Below are 26,036 nucleotides of genomic sequence, written 5' to 3'. Positions count from 1 at the left end.
ATAAATACGATAAACCAAATGCTTATTTTTCCTTAAAAGGCTGAACGTAACACCTTGCCCCACGGGTAGGTTGTTAAGATTTCACAGGGTCAGTTCCCTCCATCTTTCTTTATAAGCCGATCGAAATATGTTTGCAAAGCTAGAAACTTTTAGTCTACAAAACAAGTAGACTTATTGATTTTTCGTGATAATTTTTTAATAATTAACATAAAATTTTAATAAAAGCCATACCAATAAGGAGTTGCAGACTTTACCATTAATTCAAATATGATAAATATCATTATAAATAATTCAATAGCACAAAAAAAATAATTGCGGCCAGGTGTATACAGTTAATTCAAAAAAGTTTTTAATTTTATAGTATGAAAGTTTTGATCATCAACGGACCTAATCTCAATCTTTTAGGCACAAGAGAACCGGAAATCTATGGAAATGTCTCTATGGAAAGTTATTTGGAAAATTTAAAATCCGAGTTTCATTTTCATAAAATAAAATATTATCAGTCTAATATTGAAGGAGAGCTTATTAACAGACTTCAGGAGGATGATTTTGATGCCGTGATAATTAATCCTGGAGCTTTTACCCATTATTCTTATGCCATTGCCGATTGTTTAAAAAACATCAGAAAACCCAAGATTGAAGTTCACATCAGCAATATCTATAAAAGAGAGGAATTCAGGCAGAAATCTGTGACAGCTGCTAATACTGATGCGGTTTTGTCTGGTTTTGGGATGGATGGGTATAGGTTGGCTTTATTAAGCGTGAAGTAATTTCTTAACCACAGATTGCACAGATTTTCACAGATGTTTGTGGATATAGAGAGAGTAATTTATGGAGATAAATGATAAGATTTACTGTAAGAATATTGGGGCATATCCCGGCCAATTAACGAAAAGAAAATCCTATATCATTAAAGAAATAAACGATGAAAATGTAAGGATTCAAAATAATGAAGGAAGGCTGAGATGGTATTCGAAATTTTATTTTAGTTTAAATAATGAACCGGAAATAACTTCAATTAACATAGATGATACAATAGAAAATATTGAATCTGATGCCATAGAAGTAACCATTACATTTTCTGACAAAGCAAAATATTGGACGACCTTCACAACTCCAAAGTATTTAGATAAGATGTTGAATGAAGAGTCTTATTTTTCTTCAAAACATTTTTTGATCATAAAACATTTGACTAAAGAATCTATCCAATCAACAATTCTAAAACTGGATGAACAGAATAAATTGATTGAAAGTTGTAAAAAGTATAAATAAGAAAGCCTCATCAATGATGAGGCTTTTTATATGTTGATGGATAGCTATTAAATAGTCTGTTCCTGCAATTGAGGTCCTGAAGCAATTAATTTCTTACCTTCTTCAGTATCACAGTACTGCTCAAAATTCTTGATATATCTTGAAGCAAGATCTTTTGCTTTTTCTTCCCATTCTGAAGCATTCTCATAGGTATCTCTAGGATCTAAAATACCTGTAGAAACGTTTGGCAATTCAGTAGGAATTTCAAGGTTCATAATCGGAACCTGAGTCTTAGGAGCATTATCAATAGAACCGTCAATGATAGCATCGATGATCGCTCTGGTATCTTTCAGAGAAATTCTCTTTCCTGTACCATTCCAACCTGTGTTTACCAGATAAGCCTTAGCTCCGTGCTCTTTCATTTTACCGATTAATGTTTTAGAATACATTGTCGGGTGTAATGTAAGGAATGCTTCTCCAAATGCCGGAGAGAAAGAAGGTTGTGGTTCAGTAATTCCTCTTTCAGTTCCGGCTAATTTTGAGGTATAACCGCAAAGGAAGTGGTACTGAGCCTGATCTTCATTCAGGATAGAAACCGGAGGAAGTACTCCGAATGCATCTGCTGAAAGATAAACGATCTTTTTCGCATGACCTGCTTTAGACGGCAATACAATTTTGTTAATATGATAGATTGGATAAGAAACTCTTGTATTTTCTGTAATAGATCCGTCAGTATAATCTGCTACTCCATTGTTCACAACAACGTTTTCAAGAAGTGCATCTCTCTTGATGGCAGCGAAGATATCCGGTTCTTTTTCTGCTGATAAGTCGATAACCTTAGCGTAGCATCCACCTTCATAGTTGAATACTCCGTTGTTATCCCATCCGTGCTCATCGTCACCGATAAGGTATCTTTTAGGATCTGCTGATAAAGTAGTTTTACCCGTTCCTGAAAGACCAAAGAATAAAGCTACATCACCTTTTTCTCCTACGTTAGCAGAGCAGTGCATTGAAGCCATCCCTTTTAATGGAAGGTAATAGTTCATCATCGCGAACATCCCTTTTTTCATCTCACCTCCGTACCATGTACCTCCGATGATCTGTAGTTTTTCAGTAAGGTTGAACATGATGAAGTTTTCAGAGTTTAATCCCTGAGCTTCCCAGTTCGGGTTGGTAGTCTTTGATCCGTTGATTACTGTGAAATCCGGCTCACCGAAGTTTTCAAGCTCATAGTGAGAAGGACGAATAAACATATTAGTAACAAAATGCGCCTGCCATGCCACTTCAACGATAAATCTTACTTTAAGTCTTGTATCCGCATTCGTTCCGCAGAATGTATCTACTACATAAATCTTTTTAGATTCAGCAAGCTGGTTCAGCACTAGTTCTTTACAAGACCCGAAAATTTCTGCTGTTGTAGGTAAGTTTACTTTACCATCCCAGAAAATTGTATCTCTTGTAACATCATCCTGAACAATATATCTGTCTTTAGGTGAACGACCTGTGAAAATTCCTGTTTTTACTGATACTGCGCCTGATTCTGTAAGCTCAGCCTTCTCAAACCCCTGATTTTCAGGAGAAACTTCAGCCTGATATAATTCTTCATAAGAAGGATTATACACTACTTCATAGTTTCCTTTAATCCCTAATTTCTCTAAATCCTGGATGATTTTAGTGTTTTTCATTTTACTTATATTTTCTATTCTTTATTGCTTTCAACAAAAATAATATTAATTATTTGTTAAAGGTGGTTTAAATATACTGATATAAGTCAGAATGGCAAATAAAAAAACAGGATCACAACTAATTGATTATAAATCAATTATATTTTCCCATTCAAAAATAGTTGTAAAACCTTTCTCCCAAAAATAGTTCTTATAGTCCCCAAATTTGGCACTCATTACAAAATCTCCACCCCATGCGCCTAAACTTTTGACAAATGAAGGGCAATCTGAGAATAATTTTTCTTTAACTGTGAGAATTTCAAGAAAATCAGCAATTTTATGCTCATGAATCATCATTAATTCGGAAAAATTTTCCAATTCACTGCATAATAATATTTTTTTTGTGAGATCTGAAAATTCATTAACCAATTCCGGAGACTTCTTTTTGGACTTGTAAAAGTTGATTCCTTCTCTGCTATCCTGCTTCTGATTTAAGTGAATAAATATCAGTTCATTTTTAAAGGAGGGATTGAAATCTACTTTCTCATATTTTATCTCAGGTTTGCTTTGGAAGAGCACTGCAGATTTTTCTTTCGCTACGGCGATATCATATCCACTGCCTCCCAAACTGATCATATTAAGATAAAAGGGATCTATTTCAGCCCACTCTGCAAGATTGTTCATCAGGGTAGAACTGCTTCCAAGCCCATAATCTGCAGGAAACTGAAGATTGGTTTTTAAATGATAACTAAGGTCGGTTTTGAATTTACTTGTAGAAAGCTGCTGAACATTTCGTAATGTTTTGGTAATAAATTCAGCGCTTGATGGAATATTGGTTTCCAGGATCTGCCAGTTTTTATAATCAATGACAGCTTTTAACCATAATGTATTCTGATGATAGGCTTCCCAAAGAATAAGAGATTTTCCATCTTCTTTTTCTTCAAAAAAAAACTCTTGTCCCAGCTTGGTAGGTACCGCTAAGACAAGAGCTCCATCGATTGCGAAATATTCTGAAGTAAGCATAAGCTTGCCCGGTGAAAATATCGCGCTCATATTTTTTTATTTAGATTGCAGAAGTAGCTTCTACAGATCCGTCAATTTTTTTGATCAGTCCCTGAAGGGTTTTTCCTGGTCCTACTTCCACAAAGTTAGAAGCACCATCTTTAATCATATTCTGAACAGACTGAGTCCATTTTACTGGGCCGGTAAGCTGAGCGATCAGATTTTGCTTGATCTCATCAGGGTTTGTTACCGCTGTTGTAGTGATATTCTGGTATACAGGAATCGTTGCTTTTCTGAATTTTGTCTTTTCGATAGCTGCTGCCAGTCTTTCCTGCGCAGGCTGCATCAATGGTGAATGGAAAGCTCCGTTTACCGGTAACAGCAATGCTCTTTTAGCGCCCGCTTCTTTCAGCTTGATGCAAGCTTCTTCTACAGCTGGTGTTTCACCAGAAATAACCAATTGCCCCGGACAGTTATAGTTGGCAGGAACAACAATCCCGCTGATCTGTGCACAGATTTCTTCAACCTTAGCATCTTCTAAACCTAGGATAGCCGCCATAGAACTTGGATTGGCATCACAAGCTTCCTGCATTGCTTTCGCTCTTTCAGAAACTAATTTCAAACCGTCATCGAAGGATAAAACTCCGTTGGCAACCAAAGCTGAAAACTCTCCTAAAGAGTGTCCTGCTACCATTTCGGCACCGAGACCATTTACTGCTTTTAATGCTGCTACTGAATGTATAAATATTGAAGGCTGGGTAACCTCTGTTTTCTTAAGATCCGCATCCGTACCGTTAAACATAATGGAAAGAATGTCGAAACCTAAAATTTCATTGGCAGATTCCATCAGATCTTTAATATCTTTTCTAGAATCATACAATTCTTTTCCCATTCCTACGAACTGAGAACCCTGCCCTGGAAATACAAGTGCTTTCATGTATTGAATTAAATATTATGCAAATATAACTATAATGTTAACAATATTCGTTCTAAGTGCTATAAATCATTTATGGTACTAACCTGATTACTCTGTAACCTGTATTTACATATGCACCGTTAGCTTTAGATTTTACAAACTCAAATTTGGTAGCAAGCTGAGTCTGAACTTTATTCATCTGCTTAAAGATTTCTCCTTTTTTATTCTCTCTGGTTAACATGTCATTTACGACATCAAAACCTACAATAGCATATTTTGGTGGAGTTTTGCAGTATTTAGTTTTATAAGCTGCCAGAATTTCTTTCTCAAAACTACCGTCTGTATTAATCTTTCTATCCATCAGATATACAAGACTTGCCTGGCTCAGCTCATCCACTTTCTTTTCAAAAACAGGAGAATAAAACATACTGAAGGCTTTTATTCCCTGAACTTCTTTAGAAATAGCAATCATTCTGTTGGCAAAAGCATCTCCTGCAGCATTATCATCATTCGCTAAAATGGCAATAACCGGTGCAGACTGCCCTGTCATCATATTCTGATCCGGCTGAATATCTGCCGGGGAATTAACAATAATGATATTAGGATTTTTCACCGCTTTTTCAAGTCCGGCTTTAATATAGTTGGCATCTTCTTTTTTTGCATCCGCCACTATATATATTTTCTGATCTGAGTACACGCCTTTTACTTCTTCTACAATCTTATCAGCATAGGTTTGATTATTCGTCTCAACAATAATCAAATTGCTGTAATTGTAGAGTTCTGGAGAGTTGGCAAATGGTGCTACAACCGGGATTTTCTGATTTTTGGTAAAATCAAGAACATCAATTACATTGGATTTAAAGAAAGGGCCAATGATAAGATCCGTATTATCAGGATTAATCTGCGTCAAAGAGTTTTTGAATGAAGCTTCATTTCCTGAATCTACAACTTTGATATCCAGTTTTTGCCCTCCTCTTGCATTTCTTTCAATAGCAAGCTTAGCTCCTGTCAAAAAGTCAAGTGCCATTGCTCTATACTGAGTTTCGTTGGTACTGTACCCGAAAGGAAGCATCAATATAACACTCAAAGCATCGCCATTTTTCTTTATATAAGCGGCATCCTGCTTTTTGATCTTTAGAACCATTCCGGTTTTCAAACCGTGTGAAAGATCCGGGTTGAGAGCGATAAGCTCATCAATAGAAACACCGAATTTATTTACAATAGAGAACACTGTATCGCCTTGCTGAACTGTATAGGTCACATAATCGTCACCAGCTGCAACATTGGAAGCAGCTGTAGATTTTTCGTTCCCTGAATCCATTTTTGCTTTTGAATTTGAAGTTTCAGCAACGGTATCTGTATTGGCAGTAGTATTTGTTCTTTTTATTTTAATGGTATCCCCAGGTTTAAGTCCTTTTTCTTCCAATCCTGGATTTAGAGCATAAAGGTCCTGCTGGCTGATGCCAAACTGTTTTGTAATTCTGTAATAATTATCTTTGGCCTGGATGACATACGGTTCTCCTTCTGCAGGTGTGGTAACTGCTATAGGTGTAGTCGTTGTTTTTTCTACTGGAGTTTCAGTGTGTTTTTCTGTGGTTATTGCCTGTTGCTCTCCTCCATATTTTTTAATACTGGCAAGAGGTAAGGTGATCTCGTCTCCGATCTTCATGTGAGAATCTAATTCTGGATTCAGTTTTCTCAGATCAGTTTCAGAAATTCTGTATTGCTTTGTAATGCCGTAAATCGTTTGTTTTGGCAGTAAAACAATTTTACCTAGAGAAGAAGCACTTGTTGTTGAAGTCACCTTTTCTACTGGGGCCGTTTTTGTCACAACCGGAGTGGCTGCTTTGTCTGATTTTATAGTTAAAACATCTCCGATCGCCAGTTTGCCATCTTTATGTTTTGGGTTTAGCTTCAGCAATTCATCTACAGTCATTCCATACTTTTTTGCAATGTTGTAAGGATTGTCACCTTGCACAACCGTATGTGATTTCTGGGCTGAAACTCCCAAAACCATACATAAACTGGATAGAATAAAAAACCTCTTTATCATAGTCGATAATTATAATTTACAAAAATACTTCTTTAAAATTAAATGGCAACAATTATTAATTTTGAATCTTGAACCACCATTTCTTCCAAACAATTTTCAAGCCACGAATAGCCGTAATCTGAAAAGAATACACTAAAGTTATATACTCTCTCCTGCCATGTTTTTGCGGGATGAACATCTAAAAACAGATTTTCAAGTCTTTCCAGCAATTCATTCTGTTTTATTTTTTCAGCATGAAGCAAACGTTTTTTCATTCTTTTAAATGATTTTAATTGTCGCACTTCTTCTGCCTTTACCATATTTCCGAAAGATTTCTCCGTTGTTTCTGCTGAAGCTTTCAATTCAGAAAAATTATTGATCAATAACTCTTCTTTCTCATCAAGTAATTGTAAAATCGGATGATCTTTTAAAATCTTCTGATTGGTAAGTACCGAGAAATTCTGGAAAAAATCTTCAATTTTAAGATCAAGTTTCTCAATTTTACCTAATGTTTTTTCTTTCAGGAAAAGCATGGAATTTCTTGGAATAAGGATAGGGAAAGGAATATTAATTTTTGAGAAATAATCTTTCAGTTCCAGCCAGTACATGATTTCAGCATTTCCTCCGATATAGGCTAAATTAGGAAGCACATTTTCCTGATATACCGGACGCATCAAGGCATTTGGACTAAATTTTTCAGGATGATTTTCCAGTTCACCAAGAATTTCTTGTTCAGTAAACTGGATAGATTGATCTACAACAATATACTTCTGTCCGTTAAATTCTATTCTGTCTCTTGTTTCAGAAAGGTAGAAAAGGTTAATCTCACGAGGGTTTACCTGCACCTTTCCATATTTTTCTGTTAGAAAATCTACTTTCTCTTTTGATGTTCTTTGTAAACTGAAGTTCAGAAGTTCATCTTTAAAAATCGTTTTCATTTGATTTTTAAGCTCCTGAGAATCTCCATCCAAGATTAAAAGCCCGAATTCTGAAAAAAGACGATTCACAAGAATTTTAATAGCTTCCGTTAGGGTATTTCCTACTTTGTAAGCTTCCTTCATCATTAAGATCAGCTCTGTCCCGAAAATAGAATCTTTGAATTCTTTTTCAAATTCAGAAATAAAATAGGTATCACTGATTGCAATTCTCCCTACCGGACCGCCTGATTTCTCATTGGTCTCGTAGTAATTATTTTCGGTTTTAAAATGATTGATCTCTGCAAAATCATGATCCTCTGAGGCCATCCAATAGACCGGAACAAAATTAAAATCCGGGAAATTTTCTTTCAGATACGTGCATGTTTTTATAGTCTGAAGAATTTTATACACAAAGAAAACAGGCCCTGAAAACAGGTTCAACTGATGTCCTGTTGTAATCGTAAACGTATTGGGCAGTTTAAGATTCTCAAGATTTTCTCTCTGCTTTGAAGAAAGAGAAAGATTTTCGAACTGTCCTTCAAACACGTCAGCTAAAATGTTTCTTTTTTCAGAGGTAAAAGAATCCTTTTTCAGATGAATCTGCTGTCTTAAATGATCTAAGGAAAATGTATTATTTTCAAAACCCTCGATATTCTGGTTTAAAAAATCTTTTACCAGCTGAGGAATGCTTTCTATATCGTTAAATGATATTTTATTAATTGTTTTCAACCTGTACAGTTTTTAGTTGAACAAATACCACACAATTCCAATATTCAATCTGAAATCATATACCGGATAATGTGGAAATGCATATGCTTTGTTATTCGAAATAACAGTTCCTATCTGCTGTCCTTCTATAAAAAAGAACATTTTTTTCACTTTCATATTAATATAAACATCGGCGATAGGCTGTCCTCCAATTGAGAATGAATCTGCTCTTGGAAGGATATATTCATTAAGAACAGGGAAATATTCTCTTGAAGCAAATTTAGAGAAGTAGTATACTTTAACACCTGCCTGAATTTCTGCTGCTTTTTTGAAGGCCTGTGTCTGGTAGAAGAAATTGGCTCTACCGATGAAGCCTGGCATGGGAAGCAGTTCTTTATTCGTTAAGGTATTCTGGAAATGTACTCTGGTATTCAGATGGAATTTGTTGAAGCTGAATGTAGCGTCTCCTCCGATCTGAGAGATATTTACTGAATTGTCACTTTGTTTCGGACTTCCGTTGCTGTCAAAATAAGTATAGTTATCGATTCTGAAGTAATTGGCGAAAATTTCTGTTTTAAACCATTTCAGATTGATGCTTCCTCCCACTTCCATTACAGACTGGTTCTTTGCATTTTCAAGATAATAATTGAAATTATTATATACAGAAGTATTCAATAAGTAGTTGAATGAAGGATATGCACTTTGGAAATTTACCTTAGCATTAACAAAATAATCTTTTATAGGTTCAAATTTCAGATTATTGGTTGTCTTCAGATAACTTTTAAACTGGCTTCCGTTTGAAAATTCAAGGAATGAGTTCAACTGAATTTTGTCCCAAAGTTTTACCTGCAGGTTTCCTACAGCTCCGATTCTGTTTTCTTTAAGTTCACCAGGAAAAGGTACGTTGTTCAGTGCAACGACATCTCTTATCCCAAATTTAATGATCTGATAACGTACCCCTGCATCCAGCTTAAATTTTTCATTATTAAAAATCAGGCTTACCGTATTGCTGAAATTCTCAGAATATTTTTTGGTTGTCAATGGAAAGCCATTCACTAAATCTGTAGGAGCATCATACCAATACGGCTCTAATGCGGTTTGGTTATAATAGTATTTATTTCCCTGATGAGAAAGAATGTGTCTTATGCTGAAAGGAAATTTCTCAGAATTGAATGGTGTAAACTGATGGCTCAGATAATATCTTCTGTAAGAAAACTGTGAACTGGAAGAAGCCAGATTTACCTGTGCATTTTGTCTGTTACTATAATTACTGTCTCCACTCTGAAACAGATTATCTTCAGTAATCCCTCCATTTTCCTGATTATTTACATTCTGGTGAAGATAATGCGCAAAAAGCTCATAGTTCCCATTTTTTGAAACATAGTGTCCGGAAAATAAGGTATTGTTGTTAGCTGATAAGGAATTTCTGTAAAGTCCCTGCGAACGGAGTCCCATATATTCAAGAGCAAAATTGAACCTCTTTCCGATATTCTGAGTATAGGTAGACTTTAAAGCAGCCCCGTTTCGCATAGCATTATGATAAATAAATGATGCAGTAGGTGTTTTTACATCATAATATTTCACATCATTTGCTCCAATGATCATGTAAGATTTGTTGGATGGCAATAAAGAAAGATTTTGTTCATCATTAACTTCAAATATAAGAGGATTAAATCCTGAACCAATGTTGGCAGGCTGTACTCTTCCGAAGTTATCTTTATTATTTTGTTGCGAAAAGATATAGGTCTTATCAAAAGTCATTACTGTATCAAAAACTTTCTTTTCAGAAAACTGGGTCTGATACTGATAATCATTTATAGTAGGTTTGAAAATTTTCAGGGAATCTTTTTTCCCGGAATCTATTACAAGAGTGTCTTCTTTTTTAGGCTGAGGCTTTGTTTCTGCTTTATTAACGACCTGAGCCTTGGCTACAAAACCTAAAGAGAAGAGTATGAAAAGGATGTACTTCATTATTCATTATTGTACAGCAAAAATAAGAAATAAAAGGACATAAAAACTGTTTGATTGGTATCCGGGGCGTACTAACTATTCCCAGGCTATGATGACATTCCTAAATTAGCACTATATCCATACCTGTTACTATCATGATAGCAGCCCGAATAAAACAGTCTTTTAAATACCAACAATTGCTACACTTATCCTTTATAAATGGTACAGACTTTTTTAAAGATTTTGAACAAATAAAATAAGCCACCTTTACAAGGCGGCTTATTTTTTTATTTTATCTGATTTGATAATTAGTTATCGTAACCTGGGTTTGATTTTACCAAAGTTCCAGCAACGTTAGTTTCTGCCAAAGGAATTGGGAATGCCAATCTGTTATCTCCAACTGGAATATTAGCTGTTGCATTACCATTGGTAGCATTTTTAGGAATAGGTCCTCCCCATCTTAGTAAATCCCACATTCTGAATCCTTCACCAATAAGTTCTTTTCTTCTTTCTTCTTTCAGCTTATCAAAATCAATTGGTCCCAAATCTTCAATTTGTTTGGCAATACTTTTTATTACATTACCTTGAGCATCAACAATATCTTTTAGCCTATTTTTAAGCAGTAGCTCCCAATATCCTTGAGCTTTAGCAGGATCTCCCCCCTTAAGCTCTGCTTCAATACCATTAAGGATAACCTCTTCGTATCTGGAAACTCTAATATTATCCTCTCCATTTTTATTAGGATACTTTGCTGCAATAAACAGTCCTGAAGTATTGTCACTCCCAGCAAATATTGATTTTCTGATATCCTGTTCAGACATATAAGTCAGAACAATAGGTTTAACCGGTACATTTTGATAACCGTTATCTGGACTAATTTTAGAGTTAATACTTGTAGAACCTAAAGCTGCAATTGGCCCCACTGCTAACTCAAATACTGAGTTAGAAGCTGCATTATTAAGAGTCCAACTTGTTAAATAAGAATCACGAGGAATTACACTATATTTCCCAGATGCTACTACATCTTTTACTAACGAACGAACCTTAGCATAATCTCCTTTGTATAGATAATATCTGGACATTAAAGCCTTAACTGAAAACTCGTTCAATACAGTCTTGTCCTCATAAACCTGATTAGAATTTCCTGTAAGGTTTGTTAATGCATTATTAAAATCTGCTTCAATCTGAGCCTGTGTCTGTTGAACAGAAGAACGAGCCATATTCGCAGAAGGATTATACTGAAGAGGAACAACCACTCCGGTAGTTCCACCAGAATACTGCTGTCCGAATAATCTTAAAGCATCAAACAAAGCCTGAGCTCTTACTGCATAAGCCTGTCCTTTAAGTTGCTTTATTTTCAGAGCAATCTTAGTTGGATCAACAGTTTCCCCCCAAGTTAAGTTATTTGAAGTTCCAAGAATGATGTTGGCTTTAGCAATTGTTGTATACATTGCAGTATATGGACCTGAAGCGTACGCATCATTAGAAAGCATTGTATAGTTTGAAACCGTACTATAATATCCCGAACGGTTATTAGAATACATTTCATCACTTCTCACTTCGGGAATTGTTACAAAATCACATCCATAATAAGAAGCACCTCTCATAGTACCATAAGCTCCGAATACAAAAGACTGAAGCTCTTCTATTGTTTTAATATCTTCCTGAGGTTTACTTTGGAAAAATTGTGTATCAATAAAGTCCTCACTACACGAAGTAATCGCTGTAGAAGTAAGGGCAATAACTGAGAATGCTATTAAGTATTTTTTCATTTTTTTCAATTTTTAAAATTCAACATTAAATCCAACTAAATAAGATTTCAAAGGAGGCAAGTTCAGGTTTGTTGTTCCTGCAAGTGCAATATCCGGATCATATCTTAGGTTTTTATCATATGCATGCGTCCAAAGGTTGTTACCCATAACGTAAACTGTTACTTTATTAAGATTTGTACCTTTTAAGAAGCTAGAGTCAAAAGTATAAGCTATTTTTAAGTTAGCTAATCTCAAATAATCTGCTTTATATAAGAATCTTGTAGACGTTCTGTTTGCAAGTTTATTTCCACCATAAATAGGTTTTGGGTTCAATGCATTAGTATTGTTTGGAGTCCAATAATCTAATTGATCCTCATATCCAGGATAGAATAAGCTATATTGACCATCACTCATCGTATAGATTGCCCAGTCATCATATACTTTACCTCCAAAGCTATATGTTCCCTGTGCGGAAACTGTAAAATTCTGATAAGACATTTTAATACCAACTCCTCCAAAATACTTCGCTAAACGATTACCTTGAACAGCTCTTTGAGCTTTATTATAATTGTTGGTTGTTTCACCATCAACTCCATTCACATACCATAATGGATCTCCATTGTTAGGGTCAACACCTGCCCATTTTCTCATATACCAGCTGTTGATAGATTCTCCTTCTTTTAGGATCGTAGCTCCGGAAATAATGTCTTTTCCACCATAGATTTTAGTCAACTCATTATTAAGCGTTGATAAGTTAGCATCCATGCTAAGAGCAAAACCTTTTGGATTCTCAGGCTTTAAGATATCCGCATTGATACTGAATTCAAATCCTTTGTTAACCAATGTACCAATATTATCTGTGTATCCTGAAATACCTTGAGAAAGGGACAATGGAACAGTAAAAATCAGATCTTCAGTTTGTTTGTTATAGTATTCTGCTGTTAATGAAACACGATCTTTTAATAGACCAATGTCAACTCCTACGTTGAAAGGCTTAACAGTTTCCCATTTAAGTCCTGGGTTATAAAAACCTCCGAAGCTTGCTCCAGCATTGTTATTATAATTGATACCGTAACTGTATGTAGCGTAAGGAGACGCTGAAATCTGATTTCCTAGTTTACCGTAAGAAGATCTAAGTTTCAACAATGTTAAATAATCATTATCAGGGATAAAGATTCTTGCTAAGTCAACACTTGCTCCTGCAGAATAGAAGTTACCTCCTTTCTGACCTGGGAAGAAGTTAGACATTGCATCTCTTCTATATGATAAATCTAAGTTAACAATATTGTCATAGTTATAATTTACCTGTCCTGCATAACCAGATCTTGATGTAATAGTTTTTGTTCCTCCAGCTGCTACGGGTTTAACAAAACTATCTAAAGTCTGAAGAGATGAAAGGGCAACAACCTGTCCTTCAGCATTGATTGCTCTCATGTCAGATTTGTAAGCTTCCTGAATGGCTCTGGCAACAAATTTATTTTTATCTCCAATTCTGAAAGAATATTCTAAGATATTCTGTATATTGAAGTTAAAAAATCTTCTTGCATTAGATGTCAAATCACCTTTCGCTGAATATCCATCACCATGAAGAGGAGATAAGTAAACATCTTCTTCTACGTTGATATATTCAGGTGCGAAATTCATTCTATAAACAAGCCCATCAAGAATTTTATAAGTCACTCCCAAGTTGGCAAATACTCTACTTGTGTTTGCTTTTCTAGAGTTAATATCCTGTAATGCTGCTACGTTAAAGTTTCCGGAAGGCAATGAGTTATTAACCCCGTAATACCAGCTACCATCAGGGTTTCTTACCGGATCAACAGGAAGGTTAAAGTACTGAGCGATCAATGGGTTAGCAAAATCTCCACCATCGTTCAAAGTACGCATTTTACTGTTTGAAAACTGGAAATCCGTATTAATCGTTAATCTATCAGTTGCTTTATATTCAATTTTAGTGGAAGCATTCACTCTTTTGAAGTCACTCCCTTTATAAACACTCTCCTGGTTGAACATACCGATAGAAGAGTAATATTTGAATTTATCACTTCCTCCGCTAACTGAGAAGTTTGTTTCATTTTGATTAGCACTATTTCTAGTAAGCTCTTTTTGCCAGTTGGTATTTACATTACCATATGCAGCATATCCTAGTGGATCCTGGTCTGGATCAAATAAAGCATCATAAGCCTCTTGATAAGATCCATAACCAAATGCAGCAGGTGTATTGGCCATTGTCTGAGCTGCTAAGCCATGCCATTGATCTTTTGTCAATGAATTTGGCAATTTAAAAGCAGTTTTATTTACCCCAAAGTTACTTGAGAACTGGAATCTTGGTTTACCAGATTTACCAGATTTTGTAGTAATAATGATTACCCCGGCACCAGCATCTGCTCCATATAGTGATGTTGAAACTGCATCTTTAAGTACAGTCATTGATTCAATATCATCAGAACTTAAATTCGCCAAGATATTTGACGTTGTGTTTAAGCTTGTAAGATCTCCTGAAGCAATTCTTACTCCATCAACAATAAAGATTGGGCTATTATTTCCATTAACAGAAGTATTACCTCTAACACGGATGTTTACAATACCCCCTGGCTGTCCTGAAGCTGCTCCAGTCTGTACCCCGGTAACTCTACCCATTAGGGCTTTATCAGGAGATGCAACAGGCAGATCATTAAGCTTTTCACCTTTAACTGTACTTACAGAACCTGTAACTTCTTTAACAGATTTTTTCTGTCCGAACCCGACCATTACTACTTCATCAATCTCAGTAGCTCTAGCTGTATCCTTCTTTGCTTTTTGCGCATAAGCTACTTGTCCTAGGAAAAACAGAGCTCCAGCGCTTAATACACGTAGTTTAACATTCATATTAACAAATTTTAATATATTTAATGGGCAAATATGTTAATAAATATTAACATCCACAAATTAAACTAACGTTTAAACGACTATTTTTTTTACCGTTTCATTTAAAATTTACATAAAACAAATAAGATTCAATAATAATAGACAGTTTTTATTCAATAAAAAAGAATTTTTTTGCCGACCCCATTCGTTTTAACAAATTATTAATAATTCAAAAAAAATTATTTAGAACGATTATAAATTAAACGAGTTTAAAAAATAAAAAAACCACTTTATAAAAAAGTGGTTTTCACATATTTAGGATATATTTATTTCAGTTTCTTCTTGACTGCTACTTCTTCGTATACTTCAAGGATATCTCCGATTTCGATGTCATTATAACCTTTAAGGTTTAGACCACATTCGTAACCTTTCGTAACTTCTTTCACATCATCTTTGAAACGTTTCAAGCTTTCAAGTTCTCCGTCAAATTTAACAATACCATCTCTTAGCAAACGCACTTTAGACTGTCTTGTTACTTTTCCGGTAAGAACCATACAACCTGCAATTGTTCCCACTTTAGAAATCTTGAATACTTCGCGGATTTCAACATTACCAATTACCTGCTCCTGAATCTCCGGCGAAAGCATTCCTTCCATCGCTTCTTTTACCTCATCAATTGCTTTATAGATTACAGAATACGTTCTGATCTCAATTTCTTCACGATCTGCAAGTTCTTTTGCATTAGCCCCGGCTCTTACATTAAATCCAATAATAATTGCATCTGATGCTGCTGCTAAGTTGATATCAGATTCTGTAATCTGTCCAACACCTGAGTGAAGAATTTTAACGCTGATTTCTTCTGTTGATAATCTCTGTAACTGATCAGAAAGAGCCTCTACAGAACCATCCACGTCACCTTTAAGGATAATATTCAATTCTTTGAATTCTCCTAAAGCAATACGTCTACCCAATTCTTCAAGCGTTGTATGTTTTTTAGTTCTGATTGATAATTCTCTCTGTAACTGTTCTCTCTTATTAGCAATTGCCTTACCTTCACTTTCATCAGCATATACTCGGAATTTATCACCTGCTGTAGGTGCTCCGTCTAATCCTAAGATTGTTGCAGGGATTGATGGACCAGCTTCATTAAGATTTTTACCTCTTTCATCAAGCAAAGCTTTTACTTTACCATGATTTTTACCTGCCACCACATAATCTCCAACTCTTAAAGTTCCGGTTTGCACCAGCATTGTTGCTACATATCCTCTACCTTTATCTAAAGATGCTTCAATAACAACTCCGTTTGCTGCACGTTCAGGATTCGCTTTTAACTCAAGCATTTCAGCCTGTAGTAAAACTTTCTCCAATAATACATCAACGTTGTTACCGAATTTAGCAGAGATCTCTTGTGCCTGAACATTTCCACCCCATTCTTCTACTAAAACAGGAGGATTCAAGCCTGAAAGTTGCTGACGGATATTATCAGGATTTGCATTAGGTTTATCCACTTTATTGATTGCAATAATCATTGGAACCTGTGCAGCCTGAGCGTGGGCAATAGCTTCTTTCGTTTGCGGCATCACATCATCATCGGCAGCAATTACAATAATTGCAATATCCGTAATCTGTGCACCTCTTGCTCTCATCGCAGTAAAGGCTTCGTGACCTGGTGTATCTAAGAAAGTAATTCTCTGACCGTTTTCCAGTTTCACGTTATAAGCACCAATGTGCTGAGTAATTCCTCCGGATTCACCGGCAATTACGTTTGTTTTTCTAATGTAGTCCAACAATGAAGTCTTACCGTGGTCAACGTGTCCCATTACAGTAACTACAGGAGCTCTTTGTAATAGACTTTCTTCAGTATCTACTTCATCTTCTGAATCTGTATCTTCAAGATCAGCATCTGAGAATTCAATTTTATAACCGAATTCATCTGCTACTAATAATAAGGTATCAGCTTCAAGTCTTTGGTTCATGGTAACCATTACACCTAATGAGAAACAAGCAGAAATTACTTCAGTTGGAGAAACATTCATTAAACTTGCCAATTCACCTACTGTGATGAATTCTGTTACTTTAAGAGTTCTGTCTTGTGCTTCAAGCTCCTGCTGACGCTCATCCTGTTCTCTACGGAAAGTTCTCTTGTCTTTTCTGTGTTTTGCAGATTTAGACTTCCCTCCTTTATTAGTAAGTTTTTCTAATGTTTCTTTGATCTGGTTTTTAACCTGCTCATCAGTTAGCTCAACTGGCATAACTCTCTGTCCAGGTCTGTTGTTCTGGCCTCCTTTTTTGAAGCCACCACCTTGACCCTGACGGTTTCCACCTCCCTGGTTGTTTCCAAAACGGTTTCCACCCTGGCCACCTTGACCTTGAGGACGATTTCCTTGTCCACCTGGACCACCCTGGCGGTTTCCACCTTGTCCACCGTTATTATTGTGCTGACGGTTTCCTTGGCCCTGACCACCCTGGTTGTTGTTATTATTTCCTGAGTTTTGATTATTCCCCTGGCCTTGTTGGTTATTCTGGCCACCAGGTTTTTCAATTCTCTTTCTTTTCTTTTTTGCTCCAGCTCCTGGCTTTGGTGCAAACTGAGTTAAGTCTATTTTTTCACCAACGATCTTAGGGCCGTCAAGTTTTTGATACACTGTCTCAATTTTCTGTGGTTCCTGAGATTCAGGTTCAGCCTCAGCTTTTGGAGTTTCCACTTTTTTCTCCTCTGCAACAACTGGTTTTGGAGTTTCTTTTACTGGTTCTACAGGTTTAACTTCTTCTTTTTTCTCCTCCATTTTTGGCTTGTCTTTTTTCACAGGTCTGTTTCTAGATTCTATTTGAGACAAATCAATTTTATCCAAAACTTTAAATTCCTGCTTTTCTGGGGCTGCTTTAACTTCCGGCTGTTGTTCTTCTTTCACGATTTCTTCTTTCTTTTCTTCAACCGGTGTCGCAACAGGAGCCACAGGAGCTGCAGGAGCTTCTTCAACTTCAGGCTTCTTAGGTTCTAAGTCTATTTTACCTAAAATTCTAGTTTCTGGTTTATTTGCTTTAGCTCTTATCACTTCAGGGGTTTTCTTTTCTTCAATTTCCAGTTTTTCTTCCGGAACTTTAGTGATCACCACCTCATGGGAAGCCTTTCTTTGTTCGCCGTCTTTAGCAAACTCAGCCTCCAATGCAGAATATGCCGCTTCTTCCAATTGAGCGTTAGGATTGCTTTCAACTTCGAAACCCCTTGATTGTAAAAACTCTACTAATCTGGACATCGAAATGTTGAATTCCTTAACCGCTTTATTTAATCTAATTTTTGGCATTTATATTATTTACTGTTTTTTAATTTTTAAAATTAAAGTATTTCTTTTTTACTGTTTATTAAAATTTATTTAAAATCTTAATCTTCAAATTCTTCTCTCAGAATACGTTTCACCTCTTCGATTGTTTCTTCTTCAAGGTCTACCATATTTAAAAGACTTTCAGTTTCTTTATCTAATACTGATTTTGCAGTTGTAAGTCCTACTTTCTTAAACTCATCCAAAATCCACTGCTCGATATCGTCATTAAATTCTCTCAATTCAACATCGTCATCCTCGCTGGACTCTCTGTATACATCAATTTCATATCCTGACAACCAAGAAGCCAGTCTAATATTCTGTCCTTGTTTTCCAATTACCTTAGAAATCTCTTCAACAGGAGTATATACTAATGCATAGTTTTGATCCTCATTGATGTCAATTTTATTGACAGTAACGTTTCCTAAAGCTCTCTTCACCAAAATCTCAGGGTTTTTAGACCACTGAATAACATCGATGTTTTCATTTCTCAACTCTCTTACAACGCCATGAATTCTGGATCCTTTTACTCCAACACAAGCACCTACCGGATCAATTCTGTCATCATAAGCATCTACTGCAATCTTCGCCTTTTCACCAGGAATTCTCACTACCTTTTTCAGGATAATTGTTCCGTCCTGGATTTCAGGAATTTCCAGCTCTAATAATTTCTCAAGGAATTTAGGTGCAGTTCTGGAAATAATAATCTGTGGTTTAGAACCTTTAAAGTCTACTGTCTCAACAATAGCTCTGATATTCTCACCCTTTTTAAAGAAATCGGATGGGATCTGGTTTTCTTTTGGTAAAATAAATTCGTTTCCTTCATCATCCAGCAGAATCACATGCTTATGACGGATGTGGTGGATTTCCCCAACAACAATTTCCCCAATTTTATCTCTAAACTGCTCGTACAGCATTGCATTATTGTGCTCCTGAAGTTTTGTAGCCAAAATCTGCTTAAGGGTAAGAATATTTCTTCTTCCCAATTGTGCAACAGGAATTTCCATTGTAAAGTCTTCACCTACTTCAAAAGTAGGGTCAATCTTCTTAGCTTCAGAAATTTCAATTTCCAAATCATCATCTTCAGACATTTCGTCCTCTACAATTGTTTTATTTAAAAATATCTGAAAATCTCCTTTATCCGGGTTTACAATCACATCAAAATGATCATCTGAATCAAATCTCTTTCTTAAAAGAGTCTTCAGTGAATCTTCAATAATTGCCATAAGATCAATCTTACTGATCCCTTTTTCGTCTTTAAAATCACCAAAGGATTCAATCAACGCTATATTATCCATCTATTCTTTTTTCTTTTTAAAATTTAATTACTACTAATGCTTTTTTGATCTCAGGATAAGAAATTTCTTTCTCCTCCTCCACATCTACTTTTCCTTTTCCGATATCTTTCGGCTTTCGGTAACGTAGAACAAGTGTGATCTTCTCATCGTCTACTTTTGACAATTCTCCTTCAATTTTAGAAGAATCCTCCAGCATCACTTCAATCTCTCTTCCAATGTTTTTACTGAACTGTCTTGGTGTGGACAATGGTTCGCTTAATCCTGCGGACATCACCTGAAGGCTGAAGTCATGCTCTTCACGATCCATATTGAATTCAATTGCACGGCTTGCATCAAGACAATCCTGCAAAGAAACTCCGTTATCACCATCCAAAATCACTGTAATATCATCCCCTGCAGAAATTTTAAGATCAATAAGAAACAGATCTTTTCTGGTCTCAAGGAATTCATTTAATAATTCTTCAATTCTTTTTCTAAACTCCATATATTTTTATCTTGATTTACAGTACGAAAAAAGGCTTTCTTCCGAAGCCTTCCCATTTTTTCCGTAAATCCATTGCAAATATAAGCTTTTTTTCTAAAAATGCAAAATTATCTTAAGTATCAAGTAAATAGCGCCAGATTCATTTACAATAAATTAAAAGAATATGTCACAGGATTTTTATTACTTTTGTCTCTAGAATTTTAAAACAGACATTTTGAATATAACGATTGTAGGAACAGGTTATGTAGGTTTAGTTACAGGAACTACGCTGGCAGAACTTGGCAATTCAGTATACTGTGTTGATATTGATGAAAAAAAAGTAGAAGGTTTGAAAAACGGCATTGTTCCCATCTATGAGCCGAACCTTGAAGAAATGTTTTTGAGAAACATACAGTCTGAAAGATTATTTTTCACTACCAATCTTAAAGAAGCTTTAGACAAGAGCGAAGTTATATACCTGGCACTACCAACCCCTCCGGGAGAAGATGGATCTGCGGATCTCTCTTATGTACTTCAGGTAGCTAACAATATTGGTGAACTAATGACTGAGTACAAAGTCATTGTTAATAAAAGCACGGTTCCTGTAGGAACGGCGGACAAAGTAAGAGAAACCATCTCAGCGAAAACAAATATACCTTTTGATGTTGTTTCAAATCCGGAATTTTTAAGAGAAGGATTTGCGGTTGAAGATTCAATGAATCCCTCAAGAGTAGTAGTGGGCGCAAGTTCACAAAGAGCCAAAGACATCATGTCTAAAATATACCAGCCCTTCACCAATATCGGAATTCCCATTATCTTTATGGATGAGAAGTCTTCGGAGCTCACAAAATATGCTGCGAATTCATTTTTGGCAGTAAAGATCACTTTTATGAATGAAATTGCCAACTATTGTGAAAAGGTAGGCGCAGATGTAGATAAGGTAAGACTGGGAATGGGTAGTGATGACAGAATCGGGCACAGATTCTTATTCCCGGGGATCGGATATGGAGGAAGCTGCTTTCCTAAAGACGTAAAAGCGCTTATAAAATCGGGAAAACAGGAGGAATTTAATTTCCAGATTCTCGAAGCTACAGAAAATGTAAATACCACCCAGAAAGTCATTTTAGTGTCTGAAATTGAAAAATATTTCGGGGGAAGTATTGAAGGAAAGAAAATTGCTATGTGGGGGCTTGCCTTTAAAGCCAATACAGATGATATCAGGGAAGCTTCATCATTGGACAACATTGCCCTACTGCTGGAGAAAGGAGCAGAGGTAATAGCCTATGATTCAGTTGCAGAAAATAATGTTCAGAAACTTTTAGGTGATAAAATACAGTACGCCAAAGGAATGTATGATGCACTGGAAGATGTAGACGCGCTATTTATTGCTACAGAATGGCCGGAATTCAAAAACCCTAATTTTGAACTGATGGCTAAAAAAATGAAAAACAAAGTCATTTTTGACGGCAGAAATATTTACCCACTGGAAATCCCTGAACAAAACGGATTTCATTATAAAAGTATAGGAAGAAAGACCATCACAAAATAAACAAATGAAAAATATTATCATTACAGGAGGTGCCGGATTTATTGGCTCCCACGTTGTAAGAGAATTTGTAAAAAACAATCCGGATATTACAATCATCAATCTTGATGCTCTTACCTACGCCGGAAATCTGGAAAACTTAAAGGACATTGAAAATGAACCGAATTACGTTTTCGAAAAAGCAGATATCACAAAACCTGAAGAACTTAGAAAAGTTTTCGAAAAATACAGTCCTGATGCTGTTGTACATTTAGCAGCAGAAAGCCACGTAGACAGAAGTATTACAGATCCAATGGCATTTATCAATACGAATGTAAACGGCACCGCTAACCTTCTGAACCTTTGTAAGGAATTCTGGACATTAAATCCTGATCACACGCATGGCAGATTCCCGGATGAAAAAAGAAACAATCTTTTCTATCATATTTCCACGGACGAAGTATACGGAAGTTTAGGCGAAACAGGATTCTTTTTAGAAACAACATCGTACGACCCACAATCTCCGTATTCAGCTTCAAAAGCTGCTTCCGACCATTTGGTAAGAGCTTACGGAAATACTTACGGAATGCCTTTCATCGTATCTAACTGTTCCAACAACTACGGTCCGAACCATTTCCCTGAAAAGCTTATTCCTCTTTGTATCTCGAATATCATTAACGAAAAACCACTTCCTATTTATGGTGACGGAAAGTACACCAGAGACTGGTTATTTGTAATTGACCACGCCAAAGCGATTCATCAGATTTTTAAGGAAGCTAAAACCGGTGAAACGTATAATATCGGAGGATTCAATGAGTGGCAGAATATTGATCTTGTAAAAGAACTGATCAAACAAATGGATGCTAAACTGGAAAGACCGGAAGGCTATTCTGAAAAACTGATTACTTTTGTTAAAGACAGACCGGGCCACGACAAACGTTACGCTATTGATGCAACAAAACTGAATAAAGATTTAGGCTGGAAACCTTCAGTAACTTTTGAAGAAGGGCTGGCAAAAACCATCGACTGGTATCTTGAAAATAAAGAATGGCTTGAAAATGTGACTTCGGGAAATTATCAGGATTACTACAGCAAGCAATACAGCTAAATCTCAGCTATTAAAGGAACAAATAGAGAATCTGAAATAATTATTTCACTTTTTTATCGTAACCTGAATAGCAAAACAAAATCGATTTATAACACAAAAGAAATACGCGTATTACGCATCAAAACATGAAAGGAATAATATTAGCCGGAGGTTCCGGAACAAGACTTTACCCTCTAACTATTGCCGTAAGCAAGCAGCTTATGCCTGTTTACGATAAACCCATGATCTATTATCCACTTTCCACACTACTTTTAGCAGGAATAAAAGATATTTTGATCATCACTACCCCACACGACCAGGAAGGTTTCATCAAACTTTTGGGCGATGGCTCACAAATTGGCTGTAATATAGAATATGTTGTACAGCCAAGCCCGGATGGTTTAGCGCAAGCTTTTATCCTGGGTGAAGACTTTATAGGCAATGATCCCGCAGCATTGGTATTGGGAGATAATATTTTCTACGGTTCCGAAATGGGTACTTTATTGAAAAACAAAACCAATCCTGAAGGAGGAGTTGTTTTTGCTTACCACGTAGCAGATCCTGAAAGATATGGAGTGGTGGAATTTGACAAAAACTTGAAAGCGGTTTCTATTGAAGAAAAGCCTTTAAATCCTAAATCAAACTATGCTGTCCCCGGCCTTTATTTTTATGATAATAATGTCGTAGAAATTGCGAAAAATATCAAACCTTCCGCAAGAGGTGAGCTGGAAATCACAGATATCAACAATGTTTATTTAAACAATGGAAAACTTGAAGTAGCGGTTCTTAACAGAGGAACTGCATGGCTGGATACCGGAACATTTGACTCTCTTCATGATGCTTCAGAATTTGTAAGTGTTATTGAAAAAAGACAAGGGTTTAAAATTGGCTGTATTGAAGAAATTGCCTTCAGAAATAAGTTCATTGATGAAGAAAAACTGCTTGAAACGGCCACCAAATATGGTAAAAGCGGATACGGCGAATACCTGAAACAACTTATCGGAAAATAACAAATATAATTTATAAAATTCATAGACTATTGGCTTTATGGCCAATAGTTTTTGTTCATACCGTCAAATATCAATATATTAGTTGTTGATTTTTAGTTTTATTGACAATGAAAATTCATAAACTAAGAGATACGGTAAGAATTAATTATTATAAATTTGCAAAAACTTACACAGATGAATGAACCACAACAGAAGTGGACTGAAACGATTGATGCAGATCATTCGTTATTTGACTTGAAGCTAAAAGAAGTCTGGAGATACAAAGATCTTGTTTATATGTTTGTAAAAAGAGATTTTGTATCCAGCTTTAAGCAGACTATTTTAGGCCCAATCTGGTTTTTTATCAATCCCATTTTAACAACCATTGTCTATTTGGTTATTTTTGGAAGAATTGCCAAATTACCTACAGATGGAGCTCCGCCACTCATCTTTTATCTGGCTGGTGTTACTCTCTGGAATTATTTTTCTTCTTCACTACTGGCTACCTCCTCCACTTTTACAGGAAATGCAGGAATCTTCGGAAAAGTATATTTTCCAAGACTGGTGACTCCGTTATCCATTGTTATCTCCAACCTGATGCGGTTTGGGGTACAGTTTCTTTTATTTATTCTTGTGTGGGTATATTACCTGAGTGAAGGAAAGGTTCACCCTAATATTTGGGTATTGGCAACTCCTCTGCTTATTTTATTGATGGCTCTTTTCTCATTGGGACTGGGTATGATTTTTTCTGCTCTTACCACTAAGTATAAAGATCTTGCCATGCTGCTTGGCTTTGGAGTGAGTTTATATATGTATGCCACACCAGTGATATATCCGGTTTCATCATTACCAGGATTTTTCAAGAAGCTTGCTTTGTATAATCCTTTAACAGGTATTTTTGAATGTTTCAAGTATGCCTGGTTAGGTGTTGGTGACTTTTCCCCTCTCATGTTAGGCATAAGTTCTGTTATCATCCTTGTCATCATGGCAATAGGAATTGTAATTTTCAATAAAGTTGAAAAAACTTTTATGGATACGGTGTAATTATTCCCTGTTTAAAAATTTAAATTAAAAAACATGCTGGCTTTAAAAGCAGAAAACATATCTAAACAATACCGTCTGGGACAAGTCGGAACAGGAACTCTTTCTCATGATTTAAATAGATTCTGGCATAAAGTAAGAGGAAAAGAAGATCCTTATCTGAAAATTGGAGAAACCAATGACAGAACTACAAAAGGAGATTCCGAATACGTATGGTCTCTTCGTGATATTAATTTTGAAATAGAAAAAGGAGATGCTGTAGGAATCATCGGAAGAAATGGAGCGGGGAAATCTACGTTACTTAAATTACTGAGTAAAGTAACAAAACCCACGACAGGGAAAATATATACAAATGGTAGAATTGCCTCTTTATTAGAAGTTGGTACAGGTTTTCATCCGGAAATGACCGGGAGGGAAAATGTGTTTTTAAATGGTGCCATTTTAGGAATGACCCGAAAAGAAATCAAAAGCAAATTTGATGAAATTGTAGCTTTTTCGGGCGTTGAAAGGTATATTGACACTCCTGTTAAAAGATATTCTTCCGGGATGTATGTTCGTCTGGCATTTGCTGTTGCAGCTCATCTGGAATCTGAAATTCTTATTGTAGATGAAGTTTTAGCGGTAGGGGATGCAGAATTTCAGAAAAAATGTCTGGGAAAAATGAATGATGTTACCAAAGGAGAAGGAAGAACAATTCTTTTTGTAAGTCATAATATGGCAGCTGTTAAGCAGCTTTGTACATCAGGTATATTGATGAAAAACGGACAGGTAGCTCATCGCGGGGATATCAACAGTGTATTGGAAAACTACATTATCAATGAATTATCGCCTAATATTGAATTTGAATATATAGAAGATATAAGCAAAAAAGCTCAGATTCAAAAGGTAAGGGTATATAATGATAAGTCTGTAGAAACTACAGAATTCGGACATAATGAAGATATCAACATAGACCTGACTTTCATCAACAGAAGTGTAAGTGCAGGCATTAGAGTCAATATTGCCGTTTTGGATAAGTTCGAAAATGTAATCTTCATCACCAGAAAAGTATTTGATGCGAAAAATGAAAATAACTTTACAATAAAGATTGAAGGAGGTAAATTAATACCTAATACTTATGTACTTTCGGTTGCTATAGATACTCCGTCAGTAGAATTGTATGATATTATAAAAGGTGGAATCCAACTTAATATCATTGAAACAGGACATGAGAATTTCCTTGCCGGAGATACGGATAACGGAATCATCACTCCACCTGTAATATGGATGTAAACA

Annotated in this window: 18 protein-coding genes and 1 riboswitch; of the genes, 7 read left to right on the top strand and 11 right to left on the bottom strand. The window is 35.8% G+C overall.

The window, feature by feature from the left end; genetic code table 11:
- Positions 1–19: 19 nt before the first annotated feature.
- Positions 20–118: riboswitch (SAM riboswitch) on the bottom strand.
- 244 nt (positions 119–362) lie between these two features.
- Entirely contained in the window at positions 363–770 is a 408-nt protein-coding gene (locus tag J2786_RS16360) for a type II 3-dehydroquinate dehydratase (RefSeq protein ID WP_047427440.1), read from the top strand.
- A gap of 61 nt (positions 771–831) precedes the next feature.
- Positions 832–1,272 carry a hypothetical protein gene (locus J2786_RS16355; RefSeq protein ID WP_047427436.1) on the top strand — a complete coding sequence of 147 codons (441 nt, stop codon included), beginning with the start codon at positions 832–834 and terminating at the stop codon, positions 1,270–1,272.
- Positions 1,273–1,319: 47 nt separating this feature from the next.
- Here the strand turns inward: J2786_RS16355 and pckA are convergent, their stop codons facing one another.
- The 11 genes from pckA to rimP form a co-directional block, all read right to left on the bottom strand.
- Entirely contained in the window at positions 1,320–2,936 is a 1,617-nt protein-coding gene (gene pckA, locus J2786_RS16350; protein ID WP_047427432.1) for a phosphoenolpyruvate carboxykinase (ATP), read from the bottom strand.
- Between the two features lie 126 nt (positions 2,937–3,062).
- Positions 3,063–3,968, bottom strand: a complete 906-nt coding sequence (locus tag J2786_RS16345; RefSeq protein WP_047427428.1) for a GYDIA family GHMP kinase — start codon at positions 3,966–3,968, stop codon at positions 3,063–3,065.
- A gap of 10 nt (positions 3,969–3,978) precedes the next feature.
- The gene (gene fabD / locus J2786_RS16340) at positions 3,979–4,854 is read right to left on the bottom strand and encodes an ACP S-malonyltransferase (RefSeq protein WP_047427426.1); all 876 of its coding nucleotides are present in this window, start codon (positions 4,852–4,854) and stop codon (positions 3,979–3,981) included.
- Positions 4,855–4,924: 70 nt separating this feature from the next.
- Positions 4,925–6,886: a LysM peptidoglycan-binding domain-containing protein gene (locus tag J2786_RS16335; protein ID WP_052186783.1), complete on the bottom strand. Its 1,962-nt coding sequence runs from the start codon at positions 6,884–6,886 to the stop codon at positions 4,925–4,927.
- A 38-nt stretch (positions 6,887–6,924) separates the two neighbouring features.
- Positions 6,925–8,511 (bottom strand): bacillithiol biosynthesis cysteine-adding enzyme BshC, encoded by a 1,587-nt coding sequence (gene bshC, locus J2786_RS16330; protein WP_047427422.1) that lies wholly within the window; start codon positions 8,509–8,511, stop codon positions 6,925–6,927.
- Positions 8,512–8,523: 12 nt separating this feature from the next.
- On the bottom strand, positions 8,524–10,461 hold the full coding sequence (locus J2786_RS16325) for a putative porin (protein WP_047427420.1): 1,938 nt from the start codon (positions 10,459–10,461) through the stop codon (positions 8,524–8,526).
- Between the two features lie 287 nt (positions 10,462–10,748).
- Positions 10,749–12,212 (bottom strand): RagB/SusD family nutrient uptake outer membrane protein, encoded by a 1,464-nt coding sequence (locus tag J2786_RS16320; protein ID WP_047427418.1) that lies wholly within the window; start codon positions 12,210–12,212, stop codon positions 10,749–10,751.
- Positions 12,213–12,224: 12 nt separating this feature from the next.
- The gene (locus J2786_RS16315) at positions 12,225–15,059 is read right to left on the bottom strand and encodes a SusC/RagA family TonB-linked outer membrane protein (protein ID WP_047427415.1); all 2,835 of its coding nucleotides are present in this window, start codon (positions 15,057–15,059) and stop codon (positions 12,225–12,227) included.
- Between the two features lie 305 nt (positions 15,060–15,364).
- On the bottom strand, positions 15,365–18,343 hold the full coding sequence (gene infB / locus J2786_RS16310; protein ID WP_047427412.1) for a translation initiation factor IF-2: 2,979 nt from the start codon (positions 18,341–18,343) through the stop codon (positions 15,365–15,367).
- A 77-nt stretch (positions 18,344–18,420) separates the two neighbouring features.
- A complete protein-coding gene (gene nusA, locus J2786_RS16305) occupies positions 18,421–19,656 on the bottom strand; it encodes a transcription termination factor NusA (RefSeq protein WP_034691439.1) in 1,236 nt (411 codons plus the stop codon).
- A 16-nt stretch (positions 19,657–19,672) separates the two neighbouring features.
- On the bottom strand, positions 19,673–20,140 hold the full coding sequence (gene rimP, locus J2786_RS16300) for a ribosome assembly cofactor RimP (RefSeq protein WP_034691441.1): 468 nt from the start codon (positions 20,138–20,140) through the stop codon (positions 19,673–19,675).
- Between the two features lie 214 nt (positions 20,141–20,354).
- On the opposite strand from rimP, the gene J2786_RS16295 reads away from it, so the two are divergent.
- From J2786_RS16295 to J2786_RS16275, 5 genes are all read left to right on the top strand, one after another.
- Complete coding sequence (locus tag J2786_RS16295) at positions 20,355–21,668, top strand: UDP-glucose dehydrogenase family protein (RefSeq protein WP_047427407.1); 1,314 nt, start codon at positions 20,355–20,357, stop codon at positions 21,666–21,668.
- A gap of 4 nt (positions 21,669–21,672) precedes the next feature.
- A complete protein-coding gene (gene rfbB, locus J2786_RS16290) occupies positions 21,673–22,752 on the top strand; it encodes a dTDP-glucose 4,6-dehydratase (protein WP_047427405.1) in 1,080 nt (359 codons plus the stop codon).
- A gap of 125 nt (positions 22,753–22,877) precedes the next feature.
- On the top strand, positions 22,878–23,741 hold the full coding sequence (gene rfbA / locus J2786_RS16285; protein WP_047427403.1) for a glucose-1-phosphate thymidylyltransferase RfbA: 864 nt from the start codon (positions 22,878–22,880) through the stop codon (positions 23,739–23,741).
- 174 nt (positions 23,742–23,915) lie between these two features.
- Complete coding sequence (locus J2786_RS16280; RefSeq protein WP_047427400.1) at positions 23,916–24,764, top strand: ABC transporter permease; 849 nt, start codon at positions 23,916–23,918, stop codon at positions 24,762–24,764.
- Between the two features lie 33 nt (positions 24,765–24,797).
- Positions 24,798–26,033 carry an ABC transporter ATP-binding protein gene (locus tag J2786_RS16275; RefSeq protein ID WP_047427398.1) on the top strand — a complete coding sequence of 412 codons (1,236 nt, stop codon included), beginning with the start codon at positions 24,798–24,800 and terminating at the stop codon, positions 26,031–26,033.
- Positions 26,034–26,036 lie beyond the last annotated feature (3 nt).

It is taken from the genome of Chryseobacterium vietnamense (assembly GCF_031454475.1).
Lineage (GTDB): Bacteria > Bacteroidota > Bacteroidia > Flavobacteriales > Weeksellaceae > Chryseobacterium > Chryseobacterium vietnamense.
Note: the sequence above shows the minus strand (reverse complement) of the source record. Positions and strands in the feature narration are given on the sequence as shown.